Origin of the sequence: Micromonospora sp. WMMD964 (assembly GCF_029581455.1) — a bacterium.
In the GTDB taxonomy this organism is placed as follows: Bacteria; Actinomycetota; Actinomycetes; order Mycobacteriales; family Micromonosporaceae; genus Micromonospora.
Genome location: NZ_CP120860.1, coordinates 6,696,025 through 6,718,642, shown reverse-complemented (window position 1 = coordinate 6,718,642; position 22,618 = coordinate 6,696,025). Strand labels below are relative to the sequence as shown.

The following is a 22,618-nucleotide window of genomic DNA, read 5'->3' as shown; positions in this document are numbered from 1 at the left end:
CCCAGTCGAGGAGACAACCCCATGCCCACTCCCACGTCTCGTCCCGTCGGCCGGTCACTGCCCGTCACCGTCACCTCGCCATCGCGGCCGCCCACCGGTTGCGCACCGTCCGGCCCGTACGTGAGCGGGCCGCGTACCCCGGTGTGGCGGTTGTCCACCGGCTGCACGCCGCCGGGTCCGCACCCGGGCGGCGGCAGGGCGCGTACCCCCGTGTCGGGGCTGCCCCAGCCGCGGCTCGGGCCGTACCCCACCTTTCCCCGACCCTGCGGCGCGCGGACGCCGCACACCCCGTTGCGACCCATGTGGTGCTGCCGGGCCGATGGCCTGCCGTGGCCCTGCGCGGACGCCCGGCTGCTACTCAAGGCGGAGTTCGACAGCGATCCGGCCGCGCTGACCATCTACCTCGCCGGGCTCTACCACGAGGCGGCACACGACCTGTACCAGCTCAATCCCTACGACGGGCCGGCGCCCCGGGAGCTGTTCGAACGCTTCGTGGCGTGGGGCCCGTTCCGCCGTCCGATCATCGATGCGCCACCCGACCACCCGTCCTGATCTACTCGCCATTCATGAAACCGGGGTGTCCGAGTGATCCGGACAGCCCGGTTTTCGTGATGTCGTGTCGATCATGTAGCTGCGCCCGCAGCGGGGTCAGTCCTTCTCGATGGTGACCTTGCTGGGCTTGGCGCTGCGCTCGTCGGTGGTCGGCTTGGTGGGACGTTTGCCGTTCTCACCGGTACTGGTGATCTTGGTTGGTTTGGCGTCCCGGCCGCCTACCCCCGGCACCGCGGCGACAGTCGGCTCGCCGTCCACCCCGGCGCTCGCCGCGCCACCGTCGACGGTGGTCACCGGCTCGGCCACGGGTCGCGTCGTCGGCTGCCCGGCGTCCTCCGCGTTGGCGTTCGCCGGCTGCCTGGTGTCGGTGGGCTCGGACTTGAGACCGGTGGCCGGACCCGACCCGGGTGCCGAGCCGGAGACGGTCACGCCGTCGTCGCCACCGCCGGTCGCGCTGCTCGCGGCGTCATCGGCCGTCGGTGCGGTCGGACCGTCGATCGGACCCGCGACACTCTGCAACCGCAGCTCGTTCATCTGCCGCTGGAGCTCGTCGGACTCCTGCCGGGCCTTCCAGGTCTCCTGCCGCAGGTCCGCGAGCTGCTGCTGGGCCTGGGCGATCTCCAACATCACCTGGGCGAGCTGCTGCCGCCCCGCCGCCGCCTCCTGCTGGGTGGCTGCCAGGTGCTGCTGCGTGGTGGCGAGGTGCTGCTGCGTGGTGGCCGCGTACTCCTCGAACTGCCGCCGGGAGGACGCGACATGCTCGTCGGCCTCGCGGCGCTTCTCGCCGGCCTCGGCCTTGGCCCGGGTCAGCAGCTCGGTGGCCTCCGTCTCGGCCCGCTGGCGCAGAGCCGCCGCGTCCTGTTCGGCCGCCTGGAGGATCCCGGCCGCGCCCTGTTCGATCTCGTTCTTGCGGGCCGTGTACTCGGTCTCCAACTCGTCCCGACGCGCCGTGTACGCGGTCTCCAGCTCGTTCTTGCGGCCGGTGTACTCGGCTTCCAGCTCGTCGCGGCGGCTGGTGAAGCCCGTCTCCAACTCCTGCTGACGGCTGGTGAACCCGGTCTCCAGCTCCTGCTGGCGGGACTTGTGCTGCTTGTCCAGGTCGTCGCGGCGCTTGGCGTACTCCTGCTCGGCTGCGGACCGCCGCTGCGCCAGCTCGCGGTCGGCCGCCTCCCGCCGGGAGTTGACCTCCTGCTCCACCCCGGCCCGCCACGCGCCCAGCTCCTGCTGGGTCTGCTCCCGGGTGTGCTTGACGTACGCCTCGGTCTCGGTGCGCATCCGCTGCACGTACGCCTCGGTCTCGGCGCGGTTGCGCTTGGCCGACTCGGACGCCTGCGTGATCAGCCGCTCCGCCTCCTGCTGTGCCTTGGCGCGGGTGGCTCGGCCCGCCATCGACGCGTCGTCGATGATCTGCTTGGCCTCCTGCTGCGCCTTGGCGTGCGTGGCCCGGCCCGCCTCGGTCGCGGTGTCGGTGAGCCGCTTGGCCTCCTGGAGGGCCTTGGCGTGCACCTCCTTGGCCGCGTCGCGCAGGTCGCTGGCCTCCTGCCGGGCATTGGCCAACGTCTCGCGCGCCGTCTCGCGCAGCTTGGTCGACTCCTGCTGGGCCCGGGTGTGGATCTCCTTGGCGGTGTCGCGTAGCTGGGTGGCCTCCTGCTGGGCCTTCGCCAGCGCGTCCTGCGCAGCCTTACGCAGCTGCTCCGACTCCGCCCGGGCCGACCGCAGGGTCTGCTCCGCCTCGGCCCGCTGGGCGGCGCTGTGCCGCTCCTCCTCCGCGCGCCGCGCGGCGAGGGCGATCTCGAAGTCCTTCAGTGCCCGGTCGGCCTGCTCACGGGCCTCCTCGATGATGTGCTCGGCGGCGGCGCGACGGGCCTCGATCTCCACGTTGGCGTCGGCGATGATCTGCTCGGCCAACTCCTCGGACTGGGTGAGGATCGAGTCGACGAGCGGCCCGAGGTGCTTGAACGAAGCCCGGTCCACCACGTTCATCTGCTTGCGCACCTGGGTCAGGTCGCGTTGGAGCACCTCGACCTGGCCGGCGAGCTTGTGGATCTGTGTGTACGCCTGTTCCCGTTCGGCGGCGAGGGTCGCGATCTCGTGCTCGGCACGTGCGACATACCGGTCGACCTGTTTCTTCTCGTACCCCCGCAGAGCGGACTCGAAGCTGGGCTCCGTCGTCACGTCCCCGCCGAGAGCGAACAGTTCCTCGCCGTGCGACATGCCCCCATCCTCACACGCATCGGGCCCGGCTGGGGCGATACGGACGGGCCTTGTGCGAGCTACTTCACTCGGTTTCGGACCGGGCATTCCACGAGCTGGGAAACGCATACGGCGCGAGGTGGAACCGGTCACCCGGTGTCACCTCGCGCCGTCGATGCCCCGACCTACGCCACGCGTCAGCCAGCGGTCTCCGCGGGAACCCGGTCCTGACCGCCGTCGGTCTTCTTGGCCTCCGGCTTGCCCGTCGCCGGAGCCGCCGCGGCCGGCACCCCCGGTACGATGCCGGCGAGCCCGGAGAGCATCTGGCCCAGCTGCGAGGTGACAGCGTCCTTCTGCCGGGTGAGGTCCTCGACCTCGCGGCGGGCGGCCTGCGTGGTCAGCTCCGCCTCCGTGCGGGCCTCGGTGAGCAGGCGCTGCGACTCTGCCTTGGCCTCGTTGAGGGTCTTCTCGGAGTGCGCCTTGGCCTTGTCCACAGTCTCGGCGGCGTTGCGCTCCGACTCGACCCGCCGAGCCTCGGCGCGCTGCTCGATCTCCTTGGCGCGCTCCTGCGCCGCCCGGGCACGCTGCTCGGCCTCGCTGACCAGCTTCTGGGTCTGCGCGACCTGGGCGGCGTGGCGCTCGGACTCCTCGCGCTCGGCCTTCTCCCGCCGCTCGGCGAGCTGGAGCTCCAGCGCCTGGAGGTCCTTGTCGCGCTTGTCCCGTGCGTCGGTCAGCAGCTTGGTCGCCTCGGCACGCTTCTCCTCAGCCTCGCGGGCGGCCTTCGCCCGCTGCTGGGTGATCTCACGCTCGGCGGTCGCCCGGAGGGTCGCCACCTCCCGCTCGACAGTCGACTTCAGCTCGGCCACCTCGTGCGCGGTGACGGTGCGCAGCTGCTTGGTCTCGCGGTCGGCGTCCGCGCGAAGCGTGTCCGCCTCGCGGCGGGCCTGCACCCGGACCTCGGCGGCCTCCCGCTCGGCGGCGGTACGCAGGTTGCCCGCCTCGCGCTCCGCGCTGGCCTTCATGGCGGCGGCCTCGGCGCGGGCCTTGTCGGTGATCTCGCGGGCCTCGAGACGAGCGGCGGAGAGGATGCCCTCGGACTCGCGCTTGGCCTCGTTGCGGTGGTCGTTGGCCTGCTCCTCGGCGAGCCGGAGGATCTGCTCGACGCGGGTGCCGAGCCCGGAGAGGGTGGGCCGGTTGTTCTCTTCGAGCTGCTTGTTCGTGTCGGTGAGCTTCTGCTCCAACGCGCTCATGCGCTGCTCGGCTTGGCGGAGGCGGCGCTGGGCGTCGTTCATCCGCTGCTCGGCCTCGGCACGGGCCTGCTCGGACTGGGTGAGCGCGGCGGTCATCCGGCCGAGGAAGTCGTCGACCTGGTGAGTGTTGTATCCGCGCAGACCCACGGTGAAATCTGGCTGCGAGTTCGCGTTATCGAAGAACGCGAGAGGGGAGGACTGCTGCTGGGGCATTGGGACATACTGGCAGACGCCCCAGGGTGGTTCGCAAGAGCGGTGCGGAGCTTTCGTGCCCTGTTTACATGGTCAACTTCGGCGATCGGCGGAGCCGGACCAATCGGCGATCTTGGCAGCTCCCGGGCGGGGCGCACGCCGTGCGGCGTGATCCGGAAAAGGGCCCCGAGGTCACCCCGAGGCCCTTTGTCGGATCCCAGGGCGGCCTTGCGCTAATCAGATGGAAGAACAATGCCGAGCACCACAATGGCCACCGGGTGCTCGTCCGTCCGGCCGGTGGCCGGCTCGGTGCCAGCCGGTCGGGCCCGCTCGGTGCCGACCAGCCGGACGGGCCCGCTCAGTGTCCGCGGAACCGGTTGATCGCGTCCTCGTGCTGGGCGCGCAGTTCCCCGTCGCGTACACCCAGCCCGTCGGTGGGGGCGAGGCACCGCACGCCGACCTTGCCCTGGTGGGCGTTGCGGTGCACCTCGTACGCGGCCTGGCCGGTGCGCTCCAGCGGGTAGGTGCGGGAGACCGTCGGGTGCACCTTGCCGAGCGCGACCAGCCGGTTGGCCTGCCACGCCTCGTGGTAGTTGGCGAAGTGGCTGCCGACGATCCGCTTCAGGTGCATCCACAGGTAACGGTTGTCGTACTGGTGCTGGAAGCCGCTCGTGGACGCGCAGGTGACGATGGTGCCGCCACGCCGGGCCACGAAGACGCTGGCGCCGAACGTCTCCCGACCCGGGTGCTCGAAGACGATGTCCGGGTCCTCGCCGCCGGTCAGCTCGCGGATCCGCTCGCCGAAGCGTCGCCACTCGTCCGGGTCCTGGGTCTCCTCGTCCTTCCAGAAGCGGAAGCCCTCCGCGGCGCGGTCGATGACCAGCTCCGCGCCCATCCGGCGGCACAGCTCGGCCTTCTCCGGCGAGGACACGACACAGACCGGAATCGCGCCGCCGTTCAACGCCATCTGGGTGGCGTACCCGCCGAGGCCGCCGGAGGCGCCCCAGATCAGCACCACGTCACCCTGCTTCATGTTGGCCCCGTGGTGCGAGACGAGCTGCCGGTACGCGGTGGAGTTGACCAGCCCGGGGCTGGCCGCCTCCTCCCAGCTCAGGTGCCGTGGCTTCGGCATGAGCTGGTTGGCCTTGACCACCGCCAGCTCGGCCAGCCCGCCGAAGTTGGTCTCGAAACCCCAGATCCGCTGCTGCGGGTCGAGCATGGTGTCGTCGTGTCCGGCCGCGTCCTCCAACTCGACGGAGAGGCAGTGCGCGACCACCTCGTCGCCGGGTGCCCAGCGGGTCACCCCGGGACCGACGCGCAGCACCACGCCCGCCGCGTCCGAGCCGACCACGTGGTACGGCAGGTCGTGCCGACGGGTCAGCTCGGAGATCCGGCCGTAGCGCTGGAGGAACTTGAAGGTGGGCAGCGGCTCGAAGATGCTGGTCCACACGGTGTTGTAGTTGATCGCACTGGCCATGACGGCGACCAGCGCCTCGCCCGCCGCCAGCTCCGGCGTCGGCACCTCCTGTACGTGCAGCGCCTTGCGGGGGTCCTTGTCGCGGGTGGCCATCCCGTCGAACATCCGGGACTCCTCGGCGCGGACCACCACGCCCCGGTAGCTCTGCGGTACGGGCAGCGCGGCGACGCCGGCGAGTTCGCGGTCCGGATCGTTCGAGTCCTCCGCCGCCATGATCGCTTCGAGGATGTCCTGCACGGTGACCTCCGGTTCGTCCGCACCCGCACGGGCCCGGGTGCTGCCATCGTCGGCGCCGGTGGGCACGACCACCATGTCGGCATTCGACACATCCGGCACCGGTCGCGCTCCGGTGGGGCCGGACGTTACTGAACGGTAGCTAGGCCCGGAAGTCCTCTGTGAAAAACTGCATCCGCCGATGCGTGAAGGTGTCCGACCAGCCCGCCAACCGCGCACTGACGTGCGCGCAGGCAGGCCCGCCGTCCCACGCCTTGCCTGCGTGCGCAGGTGGAGGCAGCAACTTCGGGGATGTTGCTGCCACCATCGCGTCTGAGGCAGCAACATCCCCGCAGTTGCGCGGATCTTGGGGGCGGGGCGGCGGGGGGCGGCGCGTGTGGCCACGGCGGGGCCGTGCGCGGGCGGCGCGGAGGCGGCACGGCCCGTGTGGCCCCGGCCCGGGGGCGGGGTGGCCCGGCGCGGGGCGGGGTGGGGTCAGTGGGGGGTGCGGGCGGGTTCCACCAGTTCCACGAGGACGCCGCCGGCGTCCTTCGGGTGGACGAAGTTGATCCGGCTGTCCGCGGTGCCGCGTCGCGGGGTGTCGAAGAGGAGTCGCATCCCCCGCTCGCGCAGTGCGGCGCAGGCCGCGTCGACGTCCACCACGGTGTACGCGACCTGCTGCACGCCCGGCCCGTTGCGGTCCAGGAACTTGGCGATCGTCGACTCCGGGGTCAGCGGTGCGAGCAACTGCACGCAGCCGCCCTCGGTGGTCGGTCCGACGGACAGCATCGCCTCGCGGACGCCCTGTTCCTCGTTCGTCTCGACGTGCACGCAGCGCATGCCGAACGTCCGTTGGTAGAAGTCGATCGCGGCGTCCAGGTCGGCGACGGCGATCCCGACATGGTCGATCTTGCGAAGCCCGATGTCTGTGACGTAGTCCGCACCGGGCTCGGCGGGGGAGTTCTCAGCCATGGCGTTAGTCTGACCGAACAATCGTTAAGGCGTACAGCTAGGCACCCCCTTCGGAGGCAGGCATGGCTTCGGTGATCGTCAGCGGCGCGCGGACCCCGATGGGGCGGCTGCTGGGCAACCTCAAGGACCTCCCGGCCACGAAGCTCGGCGGTATCGCCATCAAGGCGGCGCTGGAGCGTGCCGGCGTCAGCCCGGACCAGGTCCAGTACGTGATCATGGGGCAGGTGTTGCAGGCCGGCGCCGGTCAGATCCCGGCGCGACAGGCGGCGGTCGAGGCCGGCGTGCCGATGTCGGTGCCGGCGCTGACCATCAACAAGGTCTGCCTCTCCGGCCTGGACGCCATCGCCCTGGCCGACCAGTTGATCCGCGCCGGTGAGTTCGACATCGTGGTGGCCGGCGGCATGGAGTCGATGACCAACGCCCCGCACCTGCTGATGGGCCAGCGCACCGGCTACAAGTACGGCGACGTGGTGGTCAAGGACCACATGGCGCACGACGGGCTGAGTGACGCCTGGGACTGCTGCTCGATGGGCGAGTCGACCGAGCGGCTCGGCGTCAAGCACGACATCTCCCGCACGGAGCAGGACGCCTTCGCCGCCGCCAGCCACCAGCGGGCCGCCGCCGCGCAGAAGAACGGCCACTTCGCCGACGAGATCACCCCGGTGGTCATCCCGCAGCGCAAGGGTGACCCGCTGGTGATCAGCGAGGACGAGGGCATCCGCCCGGACACCACCGTCGAGTCGCTGGCCAAGCTGCGCCCGGCCTTCACCAAGGACGGCACCATCACCGCCGGTAGCTCGTCGCCGATCTCCGACGGCGCGGCCGCGGTGCTCGTGATGAGCAAGGCCAAGGCCACCGAGCTGGGGCTGACCTGGTTGGCCGAGGTCGGCGCGCACGGCAACGTGGCGGGCCCGGACAACTCCCTGCACTCGCAGCCGTCCAACGCGATCAACCACGCCCTGAAGAAGGGCGGCCTGAGCGTCGCGGACCTGGACCTCATCGAGATCAACGAGGCGTTCGCCCAGGTCGGCATCCAGTCCACCCGTGACCTCGGGGTCAGCCCGGACAAGGTCAACGTCAACGGCGGCGCGATCGCGCTCGGGCACCCGATCGGCATGTCCGGCGCTCGTCTCGTACTCACCCTCGCCCTTGAGTTGAAGCGGCGCGGTGGCGGCACCGGCGCGGCGGCCCTCTGCGGCGGCGGTGGCCAGGGTGACGCGCTGATCATCCACGTGCCGGGCCAGTGAGCGGAGCGGCCGAGGTGCCGGCGCCGGGCGCCACGTCGGTGCGCCGCAGTCGGGACGTACCGCTGCTGGTGGAACGGGCCCGCGCGGGTGACCCCCGCGCGGTGGCCCGGCTGATCACGTTGGTGGAGAACGGCGACACGCTGCTGCCGGAGATCGCCGCGGCACTGGCCCCGTACGCCGGGCAGGCCCAGGTGGTCGGGTTGACCGGCTCGCCCGGGGTGGGCAAGTCGACCACCACGAACGAGTTGGTACGCGCCCTGCGGGCACGCGGGCACCGGGTCGGCGTGCTGGCGGTCGACCCGTCCAGCCCGTTCACCGGCGGCGCGATCCTCGGCGACCGGGTGCGCATGCAGGACCACGCCACCGATCCGGGCGTCTACATCCGGTCCATGTCCAGCCGGGGGCACCTCGGCGGGCTGGCGGCGGCGACGCCCCAGGCGGTCCGGGTGCTGGAGGGCGCCGGTTGTGACGTGGTGCTGGTGGAGACCGTCGGCGTCGGGCAGGCCGAGGTGGAGGTCGCCTCGCTCGCCGACACGACGCTGGTGCTGCTCGCGCCGGGGATGGGCGACGCGATCCAGGCGGTCAAGGCGGGCATCCTGGAGATCGCCGACGTCTTCGTGGTCAACAAGGCCGACCGGGACGGCGCCGACGCCACGGTGCGCGACATCCAGGGCATGATCGCCCTCGGTGAACGCGGTCCGGGGCAGTGGCGACCGCAGGTGGTCCGCTCGATCGCGGCCCGTGGCGAGGGCATCGACGACATCGCGGCCGCGATCGACAAGCACCGCGGCTGGCTGGTCGAGCACGGCGAGCTGCGCCGCCGCCAGGAGGCGCGGGCCGCCGCCGAGATCGAGGCCATCGCGCTCGGCGCCCTCCGCGCCCGGATCGGCTCACTGCGCGACGGTACGGAGTTGGCCACGCTCGCGACCAAGGTCGCCGAGGGCGCGACGGACCCGTACACGGCGGCGGACGACCTGCTCGCCCAGCTCGCCCGCTGAGCCGGTGACGCGACGGGGCCGACGCCGATCACCGGCGACGGCCCCGCGTCAGCTGGGTCTGAGGCCTGTTTCATAAGGCCGGCTAGTTCTTGTCGAACAGGCTTCAGCCGCAGTGGCCCCAGGGGCTGGTCCACACGGTGCCCCGGCTGAGTCCGCCGAACTGGACGCACTTCCCGGCGGCCGCGGCCCGCACCGGCCCCGCGTAGTACTTGTAGGGGTCCTCGTCGAAGGCGCCGAGATCGTTCGACAGGATCAGGTATGCGCCGACCATGGTGGCCTTGCCCCGGTCCGCGGTCTTGATGGTGACCACGCAGTTGTAGCCGTTGGACTTGTAGAGCAGGTACACCGTCGCGCCGGGCAGCCCGTGACTGTCGATGACGTAGTACCCGGAGCCGCAGAGGGCGCTGGGCGACTCGGCCGCCTGGGCCGGGCTGGCCGCGCCGAGCAGCGCGCCGACCGACAGGGTGACTGCCGTGGCGAAACTCAACAACTTCCTGCGCATTAAACAGACCTCAATCATGGCGCCTAGGGGCGTCCAACGTGGACGCATCGGGATCGCAGCGTAGTCGCCAAGATCAGCCTGCGTGGTCCCTCGGCGGCGCGCCGCGCGCCCGGAGGCGAAGGTCGCTCCGGTTTTAGTAGGCTCGCGGCGCGTGGCCGGCGGCGAGGCCGGCGCGCGGCGGGCTGACAAGACGGTTGGTCCACAATGGGTCGCACCAGGGGAGATGTGATCATGACGGACGCGGTGGAGAACGCCGGTACGGTGCCGCCCGCGACGGGTGCGGCGCGGGGCGTCACGTCGGTTTCCGACGAGGTCGTGGAGAAGATCGCCGGAACCGCCGCCCGTGCGGTGCCCGGTGTCGCCGATCTCGGTGGTGACGTGGCCCGGTTCTTCAACAGTGTGCTGGACAAGGTCGGCCTGGACGAGGTGGGCGACGCCAGCCGGGGTGTCTCGGCCGAGGTGAAGGGTGGATCCGCCGTCATCAACGTGGTCCTGGTGATCGACGCCGGGCACGTCGTCGCGGACGTGACCGAGGCCGTGCGGGTCGCCGTGATCGAGGCGGTGGAGAAGTACGGCCTGACGGTCACCCAGGTCAACGTCACTGTCGACGACATCGAGCTGAACCCGCCCGGGGCGGCCGGGGCCTGAGGCGTAGCGGTTGGGCGGCGCATCCCGAGCCGCCCGTAACCGGTCCACCGAAGACACTCCGACGGCACGTCGGGCTTGTAGGCTCGCACCGCCCCACCGAGGTGGAGGCCGGGTGTCTCGGCGCGGTGATGCGAGGAAGGGGAGCGGTGGTGGACCACGAGGCGACGCAGGAGCTGACCGTGGCGTCGATGACGGTCGGCGGGACGACGAAGGTCGCGGACGAGGTGGTCGAGAAGATCGCCGTCGCGGCGGCGAGGGCGGTGCCCGGCGTGGTCGAGCTGGGCGGGGACGTCGCCCGGTTCTTCAACGCGGTGTTCGATCGGGTCGGGCTGGACCAGTTGGGCGACGCCCGGCGGGGCTGCTCCGCCTATGTGACCGGGGACGCCGTCGTGATCAACCTGGTGCTGGTGATCGAGGGCGGTCGCCCGGTGCCGGAGATCACCGGCGAGGTGCGCGCCCAGGTGACGGCGGCGGTCGAGGCGTACGGGTTGCGGGTCGACGAGGTCAACATCCGGGTCGACGACGTGGCGATGGGCGACTCCACCGCGTAGGCGGCGGCCGATTACCCGCCGGTAGGCGGTGACTTAGCGATCGTTCAGGTGAGGGCTCTACACTCGACGTGCAGTCGAGGACCCGAGGAGGAGCCCTGCTCATGGACGCCGACGAGATCGACGCCGGACGGGCGCGCTGGCAGGCCCGTTACGACGCCGCGCGCAAGCGGGACGCCGACTTCACCACGCTCTCCGGGATGCCGGTCGACCCGGTCTACGGGCCGCCGGAGGGTGCCACGTACCCGGGCTTCGAGCGGATCGGCTGGCCGGGCGAGTACCCGTACACCCGAGGTCTGTATCCGACCGGCTACCGCGGGCGGACCTGGACGATCAGGCAGTTCGCCGGCTTCGGCAACGCCCGGCAGACCAACGAGCGCTACAAGATGATCCTCGGCGCGGGCGGGGGTGGCCTCTCGGTCGCGTTCGACATGCCCACGCTGATGGGCCGCGACTCGGACGACCCGCAGGCACTCGGTGAGGTCGGGCACTGTGGCGTCGCCATCGACAGCGCCAGCGACATGGAAGCGCTCTTCGACGGCATCGACCTGGCCGGTGTCACCACCTCGATGACCATCTCCGGTCCGGCCGTGCCGGTGTTCTGCATGTACCTGGTCGCCGCCGAGCGGCAGGGCGCCGACCTGTCCGCGCTGGACGGCACGCTGCAGACCGACATCTTCAAGGAGTACATCGCGCAGAAGGAGTGGCTCTTCGACCCAGAGCCGCACCTGCGCCTGATCGGCGACCTGATGGAATACTGCGCCGCCGAGATCCCGCGCTACAAGCCGCTGTCGGTCTCCGGCTACCACATCCGCGAGGCCGGTTCGACCGCCGCGCAGGAGTTGGCGTACACCCTGGCCGACGGTTTCGGCTACGTGGAGCTGGGCCTCTCGCGCGGGCTGGACGTCAACGTGTTCGCACCGGGGCTGAGCTTCTTCTTCGACTCGCACGTCGACTTCTTCGAGGAGATCGCCAAGTTCCGTGCCGCCCGCCGGATCTGGGCCCGCTGGCTGCGCGACGTCTACGGCGCGACCAGTGAGAAGGCGCTCTGGCTGCGGTTCCACACGCAGACCGCAGGCGTGTCGCTGACCGCCCAGCAGCCGGTCAACAACGTCGTACGGACGGCTGTCGAGGCCCTCGCCGCGGTGCTCGGTGGCACCAACTCGCTGCACACCAACGCGTTGGACGAGACGCTGGCGCTGCCCACCGACGAGTCCGCGGAGATCGCCCTGCGGACGCAGCAGGTGCTGATGGAGGAGACGGGTGTGGTCAACGTGGCCGACCCGCTCGGCGGCTCCTGGTACGTCGAGGCGCTGACCGACAAGATCGAGGCCGAGGCGGAGGAGATCTTCGCCCGGATCCGGCAGCTCGGCGGGGAGGGGCCGCACCAGATCGGCCCGATGACCTCGGGCATCCTGCGGGGCATCGAGGACGGCTGGTTCACCGGGCACATCGCCGAGTCGGCCTTCGTCTACCAGCAGGCGCTGGAGAAGGGTGACAAGAAGATCGTCGGGGTCAACTGTCACACCGGCACCGTCGCCAAGGAGCTGGAGATCCTGCGCATCTCGCACGAGGTGGAGCTGGAGCAGCGCCGGGTGCTCGCCGAACGGAAGAGCGCGCGGAACGAGGACGCGGTCCGCGCGGCGGTGGCCCGGATGGTCGAGGTCAGCCGGACCGACGGGAACATGATCCCCGCGATGCTGGACGCGGTCCGCGCCGAGGCGACCCTGGGCGAGATCTGCGACGCGCTGCGCGCCGAGTGGGGCACCTACCGCGAGCCGGCGCGCTTCTGACCGACACCCTCCGTCGATCGGGCGTTCGGGTGGGATGAATACGGCGAACGGTGCGTATTCCCCTTCCTGAGACGCACGATCGAGGGGGTGTGCGGCAGGGCGTGAGAGTTGCAACGTCGGGGTTGCGGGTGAGCTGAGAATCCGGGCTCACGTGCGAGACTAGGTAACCATGAGCGACCCACGGATCACCTCGTCGATCTTCACCCGCGGCGCGGTCGACCTCAGCACACTGCGCGGCCCCGCACCAACCAGCTCCCGCCCCGGCACGCCCCCGCAGGGCGGTCCGTCCACCGGCGCACCCGCCGCCGGCGGTGACACCGCCATCGTCGACGTCACCGAGGCGACCATCCAGTCCGACGTCCTCGAACGGTCGATGGCCATGCCCGTCGTCGTGTTCTTCGGCGCCGCCGGCTTCCCGGAGAGCGACGAGTTCGCCCCGGTGTTGGAGCGACTGAACGCCGAGGGCGGCGGCAGCTGGGTGCTGGCACGTGTCGATGTGCAGGAAAATCCGCGAATCGCCCAGATGTTCCGGGTCCAGGGCATCCCCATGGTCTACGCGGTCGTCGGCGGGCAGCCGGTCGACGCCTTCTCCGGAGTGGTGCCCGAGCCGCAGTTGCGGCAGTGGCTCCAGGCCGTGCTCAAGGCCGGCGGAGTGACAGTCGCCGAACCGGAGGATCCCCGCCTCGACGAGGCGGACGACGCGCTGATGAGCGGTGATCTGGACGCGGCCGAGCAGGCGTACCGCAAGATCCTGGCCGATGCCCCGGCGGACGCGGCGGCGACGGCGGGGCTGGCCCAGGTCGGGGTCGCCCGCCGGGTGGCCGGAGCGGACCCGACCACCGCGTTGGCCGCCGCCGAGAGTGCCCCCGACGACGTGGCCGCGCAACTGCTGGCCGCCGACATCGAGGTGCTCAGCGGCCTGGCCGAGCAGGCATACTCCCGGCTCGTCGGTCTGGTCCGGCGCACCGCCGGTGAAGACCGCGAGACGGTACGCCAGCACCTGGTCTCGCTCTTCTCCATCGCCGGCCCGGACGATCCGGCGGTCGCCACGGCGCGTCGGGCCCTGGCCAGCGCCCTGTTCTGAGTTCGTAGCACGCCAGCGCGGGCCGGCGTTCCGGCCGGCCCGCCCGACCACCGAGGACGGGAGCTCATGATGCGCCGGATCGCCGTCCTCGACGCGCCGACGAACCTGGGTCTGCGACCGCCGACGCCCACGTCGGTGCCAGGTTGCGCGAAGGCCCCCGGTGCACTGCGCGACCACGACCTGCTGGCCCGGCTACGCGCCCGCGACGCCGGCTGTGTCACCCCGCCCCGGTACGACCCCGGTGACTGGCGGCCCGGCGACGGGGTGTGCCACGCCCGGGAGATCGCCGACTACTCACTGGCGCTCGCCGAGCGGCTCGGCTCGATCATCGACCGGGGCGAGTTCCCGGTGGTGCTGGGCGGCGACTGTTCGGTGCTGCTCGGCTCGGCGTTGGCCATGCACCGCCTCGGCGAGGCCGTCGGCGGACGGATCGGGCTGGTCTTCGTGGACGGGCACTCCGATTTCCGGCACCCCGGCAACGCCTCCTACGTCGGTGCTGCCGCCGGTGAGGACCTGGCCCTGGTCACCGGGCGGGGGCAGGCCGACCTGGCCGCACTGGAGGGACGCCGCCCGTACTTCCGGGACATCGACGTGGTGGTGCTCGGCATCCGTGCCCAGGACGAGTACCGGCTCGACCTGCAGGCCGCCGGGATCACCACCCGCCCGGTCCCCGCGCTGCGGGCCGAAGGTGCCGCCCGGACGGCGCAGTGGGCGCACGAGCAACTCGCCGACTGCGCGGGCTACTGGGTGCACATCGACGTGGACGTGCTCGACCCGGCGGTGATGCCCGCCGTGGACGCCCCCGACCCGGGTGGGATCGCCTTCGCCGAGTTGGAGATCCTGCTCGCCGGTCTGGTCGACACCCCGCACTGCCTCGGCGTCGAGCTGACCGTCTTCGACCCCGACTACGACCCGGACGGCTCGTACGCGGCTGAGATCGTCAACACCGTCGTCGCCGGCCTGGCCCCGGTCACCGCACCGGAGGCGGTCCCGCCCCGACTGCTGTCACCCCGGCCGACCCCCGCCCCTCGGCGCGCCGCTCCCGCCGACCGTGTGGAGCGGTCCGCCGGGGTGGAGCGGCTCGACGCGGGGCGTCCCGGTGGGGTGAACGGGCTCGACGCTGTGGGCCTCGTCGGCGTGGACGGTTCCGGTGGCGGGATGGCTGATGCCGGCCGGGACGGCGAGGTCGAGGCGGAGCAGTCGGGCATTCCCGGACCCGCCTACGCCGAGCCGTCGGGGGTGGCGGCCGTGATTGCGGTTGCGGTCGAGCGCGAACCGGTCGGCCCGCCCGCTTCGGCCGGCCCGGGCCTGCTCCGGCGAACCTCGCCGCCGGCCGAGGACTCTTCGGGGTCGAACTCCGCCAGCGAAAAAGGCGTAGATCTGCACAAAGCAGACACCGCCTGAGTCGCTCGCGAGCCACCGGACGTTGATCGACACGACATCGGCGAGGTGGGGGTGTCCGGGTCGTCGGAAACCGCCAGATCGCCGATCTCGTGTCGATCATCGCCCCGGAGGCCACCGCGCGGCGGCGGCGTCGCGGTCGTGGTCAGGTGGCCGGGAGGGCGCGGAGGAAGCGCTCGGCGATCGGGACGGCCGAAGCCGTGCTGGCGCCACCCTTCTCCACGAACACGGCGAACGCCACGTCGCCCCGCCAACCGACGAACCAGGCGTGGGTGTGGGCGGGGTTGTCGTCGTACTCGGCGGTGCCGGTCTTGCCGTAGACCTCACCCGGCACATCCTTGAGGGCGCTGCCGGTGCCGGACGTGACCACCTCGCGCATCATCGACTTCAGCGCGGTGACCGATTCCGGCTTGAGCTGCTCGCCGGCCGGGGCAGGCTTGGCCGGTGCCGGGTCGAGCACCAGCTTCGGCTGTTCGAAGCGGCCTCGGGCGACGGCCGCGGTGGCACCGGCCATGGCCAGCGGACTGACCAGCGTGGTGCCCTGCCCGAACGAGGCGGCGGCCTGCTCGGCCAGGCTTCCGCCGGTCGACACCTTGCCGGTGAAGGCGTCCGTGCCGAGGTCCCACTGGCCCTCCAGGCCCAGCGAGCGGCCGGCGGCGGCCAGCCCGTCGCCGCCCAACTTCGGTGCCAGGGCCGCGAACGCCGTGTTGCAGGACTTGGCGAAGTCGGTGCGGAACGGCACCGAGCCGAGCTCGAAGTCGTCGGAGTTCTTGAAGGACCGACCGTCCACGGTGAAGGTCTTCGGGCACGCCACCGGCCCGTCCAGGGTGACCGCGCCCCGGTCCAGCAGGCCGAGTGTGCTGACCATCTTGAACGTGGAGCCCGGCGGCACCTGGGCGTTGAAGGCGAGGTTCTCACCGGCCGGACCGGGGCCGTTGGCCGCGGCGAGCACCGCACCGTCGCTGATCCGCAGCGCCACCAGGGAGGACCGGCGGGACTCGGCACGCAGAGCCCCGTCGGCCGCGTTCTGGACGGCGATGTCGAGCGTGGTCTTCAGCGGCTGGCCGGGCTGCGGCTCCCGACGGAACAGCTCCGTGCCGGTCGGCTCCAGCTTGCCGCCCTCGACGGGACGCTCGACCACCACGGTCAGCCCGGGGCCGCCGCGCAGCCGCTCGTCGTAGCGGCCCTGCAACCCGCCGTGCCCGACCAGGTCACCGGCGACGTACCGGTCCGGGTGGGCGGCGAGGTCGTCCGCCTGCGCCGGGTCGACGGTGCCGAGCACCGCCCGGGCGAACTCCCGGGTCGGCGCCAGGTCGACCTTGCCGGAGATGAACTTGGTCCCGGGCAGGTCGTAGATCCGGGGCTTGATCTGCCGGTACGCCTCCTCGCGCAGCGACACCACCTCGACGAAGGCCCCCGGCTCGGCCTCGGCCACCCGCTTGGGCAGGTCGCCCAGGTCGACGGCGGGGACCAGCGCAGGACGGATCGCCTTGAACGCGGCGTCGAGATCCTTGACGAGGTCCTCGATGTCGGCGACCCCGTTGGGCTGCACACCGACCCGCACCACCGGGCGGGCAGTCACGATCGGGTTCCCGGCGCTGTCCAGCACACCGGCCCGGACACCGGCGTCGCGGCGCAACGCCATCCGGTCACCCTTGGTGAGCTGCTCGTGCACCACCCGTGGCTCCCAGATCACCTGCCACTGGTCGCCGTCGCCCTGGGCGAGGCGTACCTCCCGGTCGTACGTCCAACGGGTCTCACCCGGCAGGGTCCACTCCACCTGGACCGTCGTGGTCGCGATGTCCGCCGTGACCTTCGGCTCGCCCCGACGCGTCAGTTTCGGGGGAGTGGCCGCCAGCTCACCGGACAGCTCCTTGATCTCGCGTGACACGTCGGCCGACGGCAGCTTGCTGCCGGTCGGGTCGATCAGGCCGACCGCCTGTAGGTCACCGCTGCGCCAACCGGACAGGAACGCGTCGACGGTGCGCTCCGGCCCGTCGTCACCCGAGCAGCCGGCCAGAACGCCGGCCGTGAGCACCGCCGCGGTGAGGGCGGCGGTCCGACGGCGGGCGTGGTTCGGCCGGTGGGGCCGAGGGTACGACAACGGCATGGAGCTGGTCCTTCCGATCTCAGAGTGCCCCCGCACGGTAATACGCGAACGCCGTCCCCAACGTCCCCCGCGAGCGCGAGCGCGGCCAAAGACGGGCCGAGCCCGTGTGATGAACATCGCGTGGCGGGGTATCCCGCAGCCGGCCAACCTCGGACCCGCAACGGGTGAAAGGACAAAGTCCCGATCCGGACGTCTGGCCAGTGGTCCGCCGACGAAGGCGCAGAACGGCAGGGCCTAGGCTGGGCGGCAGAGTGACCCACAACGCGGTGGGTCGAGGGGAGTGGCACCGATGGACCGGCGTCCGGCGATCAAACCGGAACCCGACCTCCGGCAGGATGACTCCGGCCGGGACGACGACAACTTCGATTCGGCGACCGACGGAGACGGCTACGGCCGGCTCGACACGGGCGTCACCGGGCTGACCGGGTCGAGCATCGACACCCTTTACGATCTGGGCCTGCCGACTGAGGCGTTGGCCGACGACGTGGAGGACGCCGAGCTCGACGAGCCCGTTCCCAACGCGGAGCGCCTGGTGGCCCAGGCCGTCGCGCTCGCGGGGGACGACCACGACGCGGCGACACTTGTCGGCCGTTTCTGGCGGTTCGCGCCGGACGAGGAGTTGGTCGGCTTCACGGCCGAGGAGATGCTCGACGCGGCCCGGGCGCACCGGGATCTCGCCCAGCAGCGGGTTCCGGGCGAGTTGAAGCTGCGGATCCACGAACCGCACGCCGACCAGCACCACACCGTCGTCGAGATCGTCACCGACGACATGCCGTTCCTGGTCGACTCGGTCACCGCGCTGCTCAACTCGTACCACCTCGACGTGCACCTGCTGGTGCACCCGCTCGTGGTGGTCCGGCGGGAGCCGCTGGGCCGACTCACCGAGGTCTCCGCGGACGTGGAGCCGGACGACGCGATCAGCGGCGACATCGTCGAGAGCTGGATGCGGATCGAGATCGACCCGGTCCGGGACGTGGCCGAGCGGGACCGGCTGCGCCGCGAGTTGCAGCGGGTGCTCACCGACGTGCGGGAGGCGGTCGAGGACTGGCCGAAGATGCGTCAGCGTGCCCTCGCGCTCGCCGACGAACTGGCCTCGACCCGCACCTCCGACAACCGCCCACCGGTGCCGGAGAAGGACATCACCGACTCGGTGGAGTTGCTGCGCTGGCTCGCCCACGACCACTTCACCTTCCTCGGCTACCGGGAGTACCGGTTGGTGGACGCCCCCGGGGGCGACGCGGCCGACCCGGTCGACGGCAAGGCCCTCGAAGCGGTGCTCGGCACCGGCCTCGGCATCCTGCGCTCGGATTCGCCGGACGCGCGGTCGCTGTCGTCGATGACGCCCGAGGCGCACGAGAAGGTGCTGGAGAAGCGCCTGCTGATCATCACCAAGGCCAACTCACGGGCCACGGTGCACCGGTCGGCCTACCTCGACTACATCGGCTTCAAGGTCTTCGACTCGTCCGGTGAGGTGATCGGCGAGCGGCGCTTCCTGGGCCTGTTCTCCACGGCCGCGTACCGGACCAGCGTCCGTGAGCTGCCGGTGGTACGCCGCAAGGTGGCCGAGGTGCTGGACCGCTCCGGCCTGAGCCAGCGCAGCCACTCCGGCAAGGATCTGATCCAGATCCTGGAGACGTACCCGCGCGACGAGCTGTTCCAGATCAAGACCGACGACCTGTACCACGCGGTGATCGGCGTGCTGCGGATGGCCGGTCGGCGACAGTTGCGGGTGTTCCTGCGCCGGGACGCGTACGGGCGGTTCATCTCCTGCCTGATCTACCTGCCCCGGGACCGGTTCACCACGCAGAATCGCCTGCGCATGCAGGACATCCTGTTGCGCGAGCTGAACGGTGTCGGGGTGGACTACACCACCCGGGTCACCGAGTCGATGCTCGCGCGGGTGCACTTCATCGTCCGCACCGACCCGACCCGGCCGCCCGGCGACATCGACGCCGACCTGCTGGCCGAGGAGCTGGCCGACGCGACCCGGCTCTGGGACGACGACTACCGGCTGGTGCTGGAGCGCAAGCTCGGCGACGAGCAGGCAAAGCACCTGTTCACCAGGTACGCCGACGCGTTCCCGGAGGGCTACAAGGACGGGCACACGCCGTACGAGGCGATGAAGGACCTGGCGAAGCTGGAGCTGCTGGAGGAGCCCGGCCAGCTGGAGATGCATCTGTTCCGCAAGCAGCTCGCGCCCCGGCCGGGCACCCGGGTGCCCGGTGCGGACCTGGCCGAGGCGATGGACGTCCGGTTCAAGGTCTACCGGTACGGCGAGCCGATGATGCTCTCCGCCGTGCTGCCGGTGCTGCACTCGCTCGGTGTGCGGGTGGTCGACGAGCACCCGTACGAGGTGGACCGGATCGACGGTCGGGTCTACCTGTACGACTTCGGCCTCATGCTGCCCGAGGGGCACCACGAGCTGGCCGAGGTACGCCCGCACGTGGAGAACGCGTTCGCGGCGGCCTGGCGGGGCGAGGCCGAGGTGGACCGGTTCAACGAGCTGGTGCTGCGCGGCGGTCTGACCTGGCGACAGGTGGTGGTGCTGCGGGCGTACGCGAAGTACCTGCGGCAGGCCGGCACGGTCTTCTCGCAGGACTACATGGAGCAGACCTTCGTCGCGTACCCGAAGATCGCCGCTCTGCTGGTGGAGCTGTTCGAGACCCGGTTCGCGCCGGGCGAGCAGACGAACGAGCAGCGCCGGAAGCGCAGCGGTGAGCTGGTGGAGACGATCCGGGGCGCGCTGGACGACGTGGCCAGCCTCGACCAGGATCGGATCCTGCGCTCGTACCTGACGCTGATCGAGGCGACCCTGCGGACCAGCTTCTACCAGAAGCGCGCCGACGGGCGACCGAAGGCGTACGTGGCGTTCAAGCTCGACCCGCAGGCCATTCCGGACCTGCCGGCGCCGCGACCGAAGTTCGAGATCTTCGTCTACTCGCCCCGGTTCGAGGGTGTGCACCTGCGGTTCGGGCCGGTGGCCCGGGGCGGGTTGCGCTGGTCCGACCGTCGGGAGGACTTCCGGACCGAGGTGCTCGGCCTGGTCAAGGCGCAGATGGTGAAGAACACCGTGATCGTGCCGGTGGGCGCCAAGGGCGGCTTCGTGTTGAAGCAGAAGCCGGGCGACCGGGACGAGGCGGTCGCCTGCTACCAGGAGTTCGTCGGCGCGATGCTCGACGTCACCGACAACATCGTCAGCGGGCAGATCGTGCCGCCCGAGGACGTGGTCCGGCACGACGGCGACGACCCGTACCTGGTGGTGGCGGCCGACAAGGGCACCGCGACGTTCTCCGACATCGCCAACGAGATCTCCAAGGCCCACAACTTCTGGATGGGCGACGCGTTCGCCTCCGGCGGGTCGGCCGGCTACGACCACAAGAAGATGGGCATCACCGCCCGGGGCGCCTGGGAGTCGGTCAAGCGGCACTTCCGGGAGCTGGGCCTGGACACGCAGACCCAGGACTTCACCGTGGTCGGCGTCGGCGACATGTCGGGCGACGTGTTCGGAAACGGGATGCTGCTGTCCGAGCACATCCGGTTGGTGGCCGCCTTCGACCACCGGCACATCTTCCTCGACCCGGAGCCGGACGCGGCCACCTCCTACGCGGAGCGTCGGCGGCTGTTCGACCTGCCCCGTTCCTCCTGGGAGGACTACAACCCGGAGCTGATCTCGGCCGGTGGTGGCATCTTCCCGCGTACCGCGAAGTCGATCCCGATCACGCCGCAGGTCCGGGCGGCGATCGGCCTCGGCGACGACGTCACGCAGATGTCGCCGCAGGACCTGATGAAGGCGATCGTCACCGCTCCGGTGGACCTCTTCTGGAACGGCGGCATCGGCACCTACGTCAAGGCGTCCAGCCAGACCAACGCGGAGGTGGGTGACAAGTCCAACGACGCGATCCGGGTGGACGGGCGCGACCTGCGGTGTCGGGTGGCGGGCGAGGGCGGCAACCTGGGCTGGACCCAGCTCGGCCGGATCGAGTACGCGTTGACGGGTGGCCGGATCTACACGGACTTCATCGACAACGCGGCCGGGGTGGACACCTCCGACCACGAGGTGAACATCAAGATCCTGCTGAACACCGCGGTGGCCGACGGTGAGTTGACCATGGCCGACCGGGACGAGCTGCTCGCCGGGATGACCGACGAGGTCGCGGAGCTGGTGCTGCGGGACAACTACGACCAGGCTCGGGCGATCAACAACGCCCAGGCCCAGGCCGCTTCGCTGCTCCCGGTGCACCGTCGGATGATCAACGAGTTGGAGCGTTCGGGCGGGTTGGACCGGGCGTTGGAGGCCCTGCCGCCGGACGAGGAGCTGGCGGTACGCAGCGAGTCCGGGCTGACCGCGCCGGAGTTCGCGGTGCTGCTCGCGTACGTGAAGATCGTCCTGGAGCGGGAGATCCTCACCGAAGGGCTGGCGGACGAGGAGTGGACGACCGACGTCCTGGTCAACTACTTCCCGACGCCGATGCGCGAGCGGTTCGCCGACCGGATGGGCCGGCATCGGCTGCGCCGGGACATCGTCACCACGGTCCTCGTCAACGAGGCGATCAACCGGGGCGGCATCTCGTTCATCTTCCGGGTGGTCGAGGAGACCGCGGCCAGCGCCGCCGACGTGATCCGGGCCTACGTGGTGGTCAGCGAGGTGTTCGGCCTGCGTGAGCTGTGGGACGCGGTCGAGGCGCTGGACAACAAGGTCGCTCCCGAGTTGCAGACGAGCGTCTACCTGGACACCCGTCGGTTGCTCGACCGGGCGGTGCGGTGGCTGGTCTCCAACCGGCGCTCGCCGATCGACGTGCCGGCCGAGATCGCCCGGCTGCGCGACGGTGTCGCTCGGCTGTTGCCGGGGCTGGAGGAGCTGTTCTACGGCAACGAGCGGCAGAGCATCGCCGCGCACATGGACTCGATGACCGAGCGTGGGCTGCCCCGCGAGCTGGCCGAGCAGGCGACCCGCCTGATGTACAGCTTCGGTCTGATGGACGTGGTGGAGACCGCCAACGCCACCGGGCGGGACGTCAGCGAGGTGGCCTCGGTCTATTTCGTGCTGTCCGACCTGTTCCGGGTGGACTCGCTGCTGTCGAAGATCTCCCTGCTGCCTCGGGAGGACCGCTGGCAGACCCTTGCCCGGATGGCGCTGCGCTACGACCTGTACGCCGCGCTGGCCGCGCTCACCGCCGAGGTGCTCGACTCCACCCCTGACGACCTGCCGCCGCACGAGCGGGTGCAGCAGTGGGAGCAGTCGAACGCGACCTCCATCCACCGCGCTCGGCGCGCGATGGGTGAGTTCGACGAGTCGCGGGCGGATCTCGCCGCCCTGTCGGTGCTGCTGCGCCAGATCCGTACCCTGGTGCGGACCTCCGCAGCCGCCTGAGTCGGGTACGCCGGACGCGGTCCGGCCGATCGGGGATGACCCGATCGGCCGGACCGCTCTCGTTCGT

15 protein-coding genes are annotated in these 22,618 nt (G+C 71.0%); 9 read left to right on the top strand and 6 right to left on the bottom strand.

Annotated elements, in window-relative coordinates; genetic code table 11:
* Window positions 1-210: 210 nt before the first annotated feature.
* Window positions 211-552: a hypothetical protein gene (locus O7616_RS30610; RefSeq protein ID WP_282307786.1), complete on the top strand. Its 342-nt coding sequence runs from the start codon at window positions 211-213 to the stop codon at window positions 550-552.
* A gap of 96 nt (window positions 553-648) precedes the next feature.
* Here the strand turns inward: O7616_RS30610 and O7616_RS30605 are convergent, their stop codons facing one another.
* The 4 genes from O7616_RS30605 to mce form a co-directional block, all read right to left on the bottom strand.
* The gene (locus O7616_RS30605) at window positions 649-2,766 is read right to left on the bottom strand and encodes a hypothetical protein (RefSeq protein ID WP_282305065.1); all 2,118 of its coding nucleotides are present in this window, start codon (window positions 2,764-2,766) and stop codon (window positions 649-651) included.
* A 176-nt stretch (window positions 2,767-2,942) separates the two neighbouring features.
* Window positions 2,943-4,208: a DivIVA domain-containing protein gene (locus O7616_RS30600; protein ID WP_282256945.1), complete on the bottom strand. Its 1,266-nt coding sequence runs from the start codon at window positions 4,206-4,208 to the stop codon at window positions 2,943-2,945.
* A 337-nt stretch (window positions 4,209-4,545) separates the two neighbouring features.
* A complete protein-coding gene (gene ccrA / locus O7616_RS30595) occupies window positions 4,546-5,901 on the bottom strand; it encodes a crotonyl-CoA carboxylase/reductase (protein ID WP_282307785.1) in 1,356 nt (451 codons plus the stop codon).
* A gap of 471 nt (window positions 5,902-6,372) precedes the next feature.
* The gene (gene mce, locus O7616_RS30590) at window positions 6,373-6,849 is read right to left on the bottom strand and encodes a methylmalonyl-CoA epimerase (RefSeq protein WP_282256946.1); all 477 of its coding nucleotides are present in this window, start codon (window positions 6,847-6,849) and stop codon (window positions 6,373-6,375) included.
* A 62-nt stretch (window positions 6,850-6,911) separates the two neighbouring features.
* On the opposite strand from mce, the gene O7616_RS30585 reads away from it, so the two are divergent.
* On the top strand, window positions 6,912-8,096 hold the full coding sequence (locus tag O7616_RS30585; RefSeq protein WP_282256947.1) for an acetyl-CoA C-acetyltransferase: 1,185 nt from the start codon (window positions 6,912-6,914) through the stop codon (window positions 8,094-8,096).
* Window positions 8,093-9,094 carry a methylmalonyl Co-A mutase-associated GTPase MeaB gene (gene meaB / locus O7616_RS30580; protein WP_282305064.1) on the top strand — a complete coding sequence of 334 codons (1,002 nt, stop codon included), beginning with the start codon at window positions 8,093-8,095 and terminating at the stop codon, window positions 9,092-9,094. The genes O7616_RS30585 and meaB overlap by 4 nt, the downstream gene beginning before the upstream one ends.
* A 103-nt stretch (window positions 9,095-9,197) precedes the next feature.
* On the opposite strand, the gene O7616_RS30575 is transcribed toward meaB, so the two are convergent.
* On the bottom strand, window positions 9,198-9,596 hold the full coding sequence (locus O7616_RS30575) for a hypothetical protein (RefSeq protein ID WP_282256949.1): 399 nt from the start codon (window positions 9,594-9,596) through the stop codon (window positions 9,198-9,200).
* A 231-nt stretch (window positions 9,597-9,827) separates the two neighbouring features.
* On the opposite strand from O7616_RS30575, the gene O7616_RS30570 reads away from it, so the two are divergent.
* From O7616_RS30570 to O7616_RS30550, 5 genes are all read left to right on the top strand, one after another.
* Complete coding sequence (locus O7616_RS30570; RefSeq protein WP_282256950.1) at window positions 9,828-10,244, top strand: Asp23/Gls24 family envelope stress response protein; 417 nt, start codon at window positions 9,828-9,830, stop codon at window positions 10,242-10,244.
* 149 nt (window positions 10,245-10,393) lie between these two features.
* A complete protein-coding gene (locus tag O7616_RS30565) occupies window positions 10,394-10,795 on the top strand; it encodes an Asp23/Gls24 family envelope stress response protein (RefSeq protein ID WP_282305063.1) in 402 nt (133 codons plus the stop codon).
* A 101-nt stretch (window positions 10,796-10,896) separates the two neighbouring features.
* Window positions 10,897-12,585, top strand: a complete 1,689-nt coding sequence (locus O7616_RS30560) for a methylmalonyl-CoA mutase family protein (RefSeq protein ID WP_282305062.1) — start codon at window positions 10,897-10,899, stop codon at window positions 12,583-12,585.
* A gap of 169 nt (window positions 12,586-12,754) precedes the next feature.
* The gene (locus O7616_RS30555) at window positions 12,755-13,669 is read left to right on the top strand and encodes a tetratricopeptide repeat protein (RefSeq protein WP_282305061.1); all 915 of its coding nucleotides are present in this window, start codon (window positions 12,755-12,757) and stop codon (window positions 13,667-13,669) included.
* A gap of 66 nt (window positions 13,670-13,735) precedes the next feature.
* The gene (locus O7616_RS30550; RefSeq protein WP_282305060.1) at window positions 13,736-15,073 is read left to right on the top strand and encodes an arginase family protein; all 1,338 of its coding nucleotides are present in this window, start codon (window positions 13,736-13,738) and stop codon (window positions 15,071-15,073) included.
* A 142-nt stretch (window positions 15,074-15,215) separates the two neighbouring features.
* Here O7616_RS30550 and O7616_RS30545 read toward each other — a convergent pair whose 3' ends face one another.
* Window positions 15,216-17,180, bottom strand: coding sequence for a penicillin-binding transpeptidase domain-containing protein (locus tag O7616_RS30545; protein WP_282305059.1), 1,965 nt, complete (start codon window positions 17,178-17,180; stop codon window positions 15,216-15,218).
* Window positions 17,181-17,469: 289 nt separating this feature from the next.
* Here O7616_RS30545 and O7616_RS30540 point away from each other — a divergent pair, with 289 nt between their 5' ends.
* Window positions 17,470-22,551, top strand: a complete 5,082-nt coding sequence (locus O7616_RS30540) for an NAD-glutamate dehydrogenase (RefSeq protein WP_282305058.1) — start codon at window positions 17,470-17,472, stop codon at window positions 22,549-22,551.
* Window positions 22,552-22,618 lie beyond the last annotated feature (67 nt).

Coding starts and splice junctions, on each gene's coding strand:
- O7616_RS30585 (WP_282256947.1), top strand. CDS start 6,912: ATGGCTTCGGTGATCGTCAGCGGCGCGCGGACCCCGATGGGGCGGCTG.
- O7616_RS30605 (WP_282305065.1), bottom strand. CDS start 2,766: ATGTCGCACGGCGAGGAACTGTTCGCTCTCGGCGGGGACGTGACGACG.
- O7616_RS30575 (WP_282256949.1), bottom strand. CDS start 9,596: ATGCGCAGGAAGTTGTTGAGTTTCGCCACGGCAGTCACCCTGTCGGTC.
- O7616_RS30570 (WP_282256950.1), top strand. CDS start 9,828: ATGACGGACGCGGTGGAGAACGCCGGTACGGTGCCGCCCGCGACGGGT.
- O7616_RS30545 (WP_282305059.1), bottom strand. CDS start 17,180: ATGCCGTTGTCGTACCCTCGGCCCCACCGGCCGAACCACGCCCGCCGT.
- O7616_RS30540 (WP_282305058.1), top strand. CDS start 17,470: ATGGACCGGCGTCCGGCGATCAAACCGGAACCCGACCTCCGGCAGGAT.
- mce (WP_282256946.1), bottom strand. CDS start 6,849: ATGGCTGAGAACTCCCCCGCCGAGCCCGGTGCGGACTACGTCACAGAC.
- O7616_RS30560 (WP_282305062.1), top strand. CDS start 10,897: ATGGACGCCGACGAGATCGACGCCGGACGGGCGCGCTGGCAGGCCCGT.
- O7616_RS30600 (WP_282256945.1), bottom strand. CDS start 4,208: ATGCCCCAGCAGCAGTCCTCCCCTCTCGCGTTCTTCGATAACGCGAAC.
- O7616_RS30550 (WP_282305060.1), top strand. CDS start 13,736: ATGATGCGCCGGATCGCCGTCCTCGACGCGCCGACGAACCTGGGTCTG.
- O7616_RS30555 (WP_282305061.1), top strand. CDS start 12,755: ATGAGCGACCCACGGATCACCTCGTCGATCTTCACCCGCGGCGCGGTC.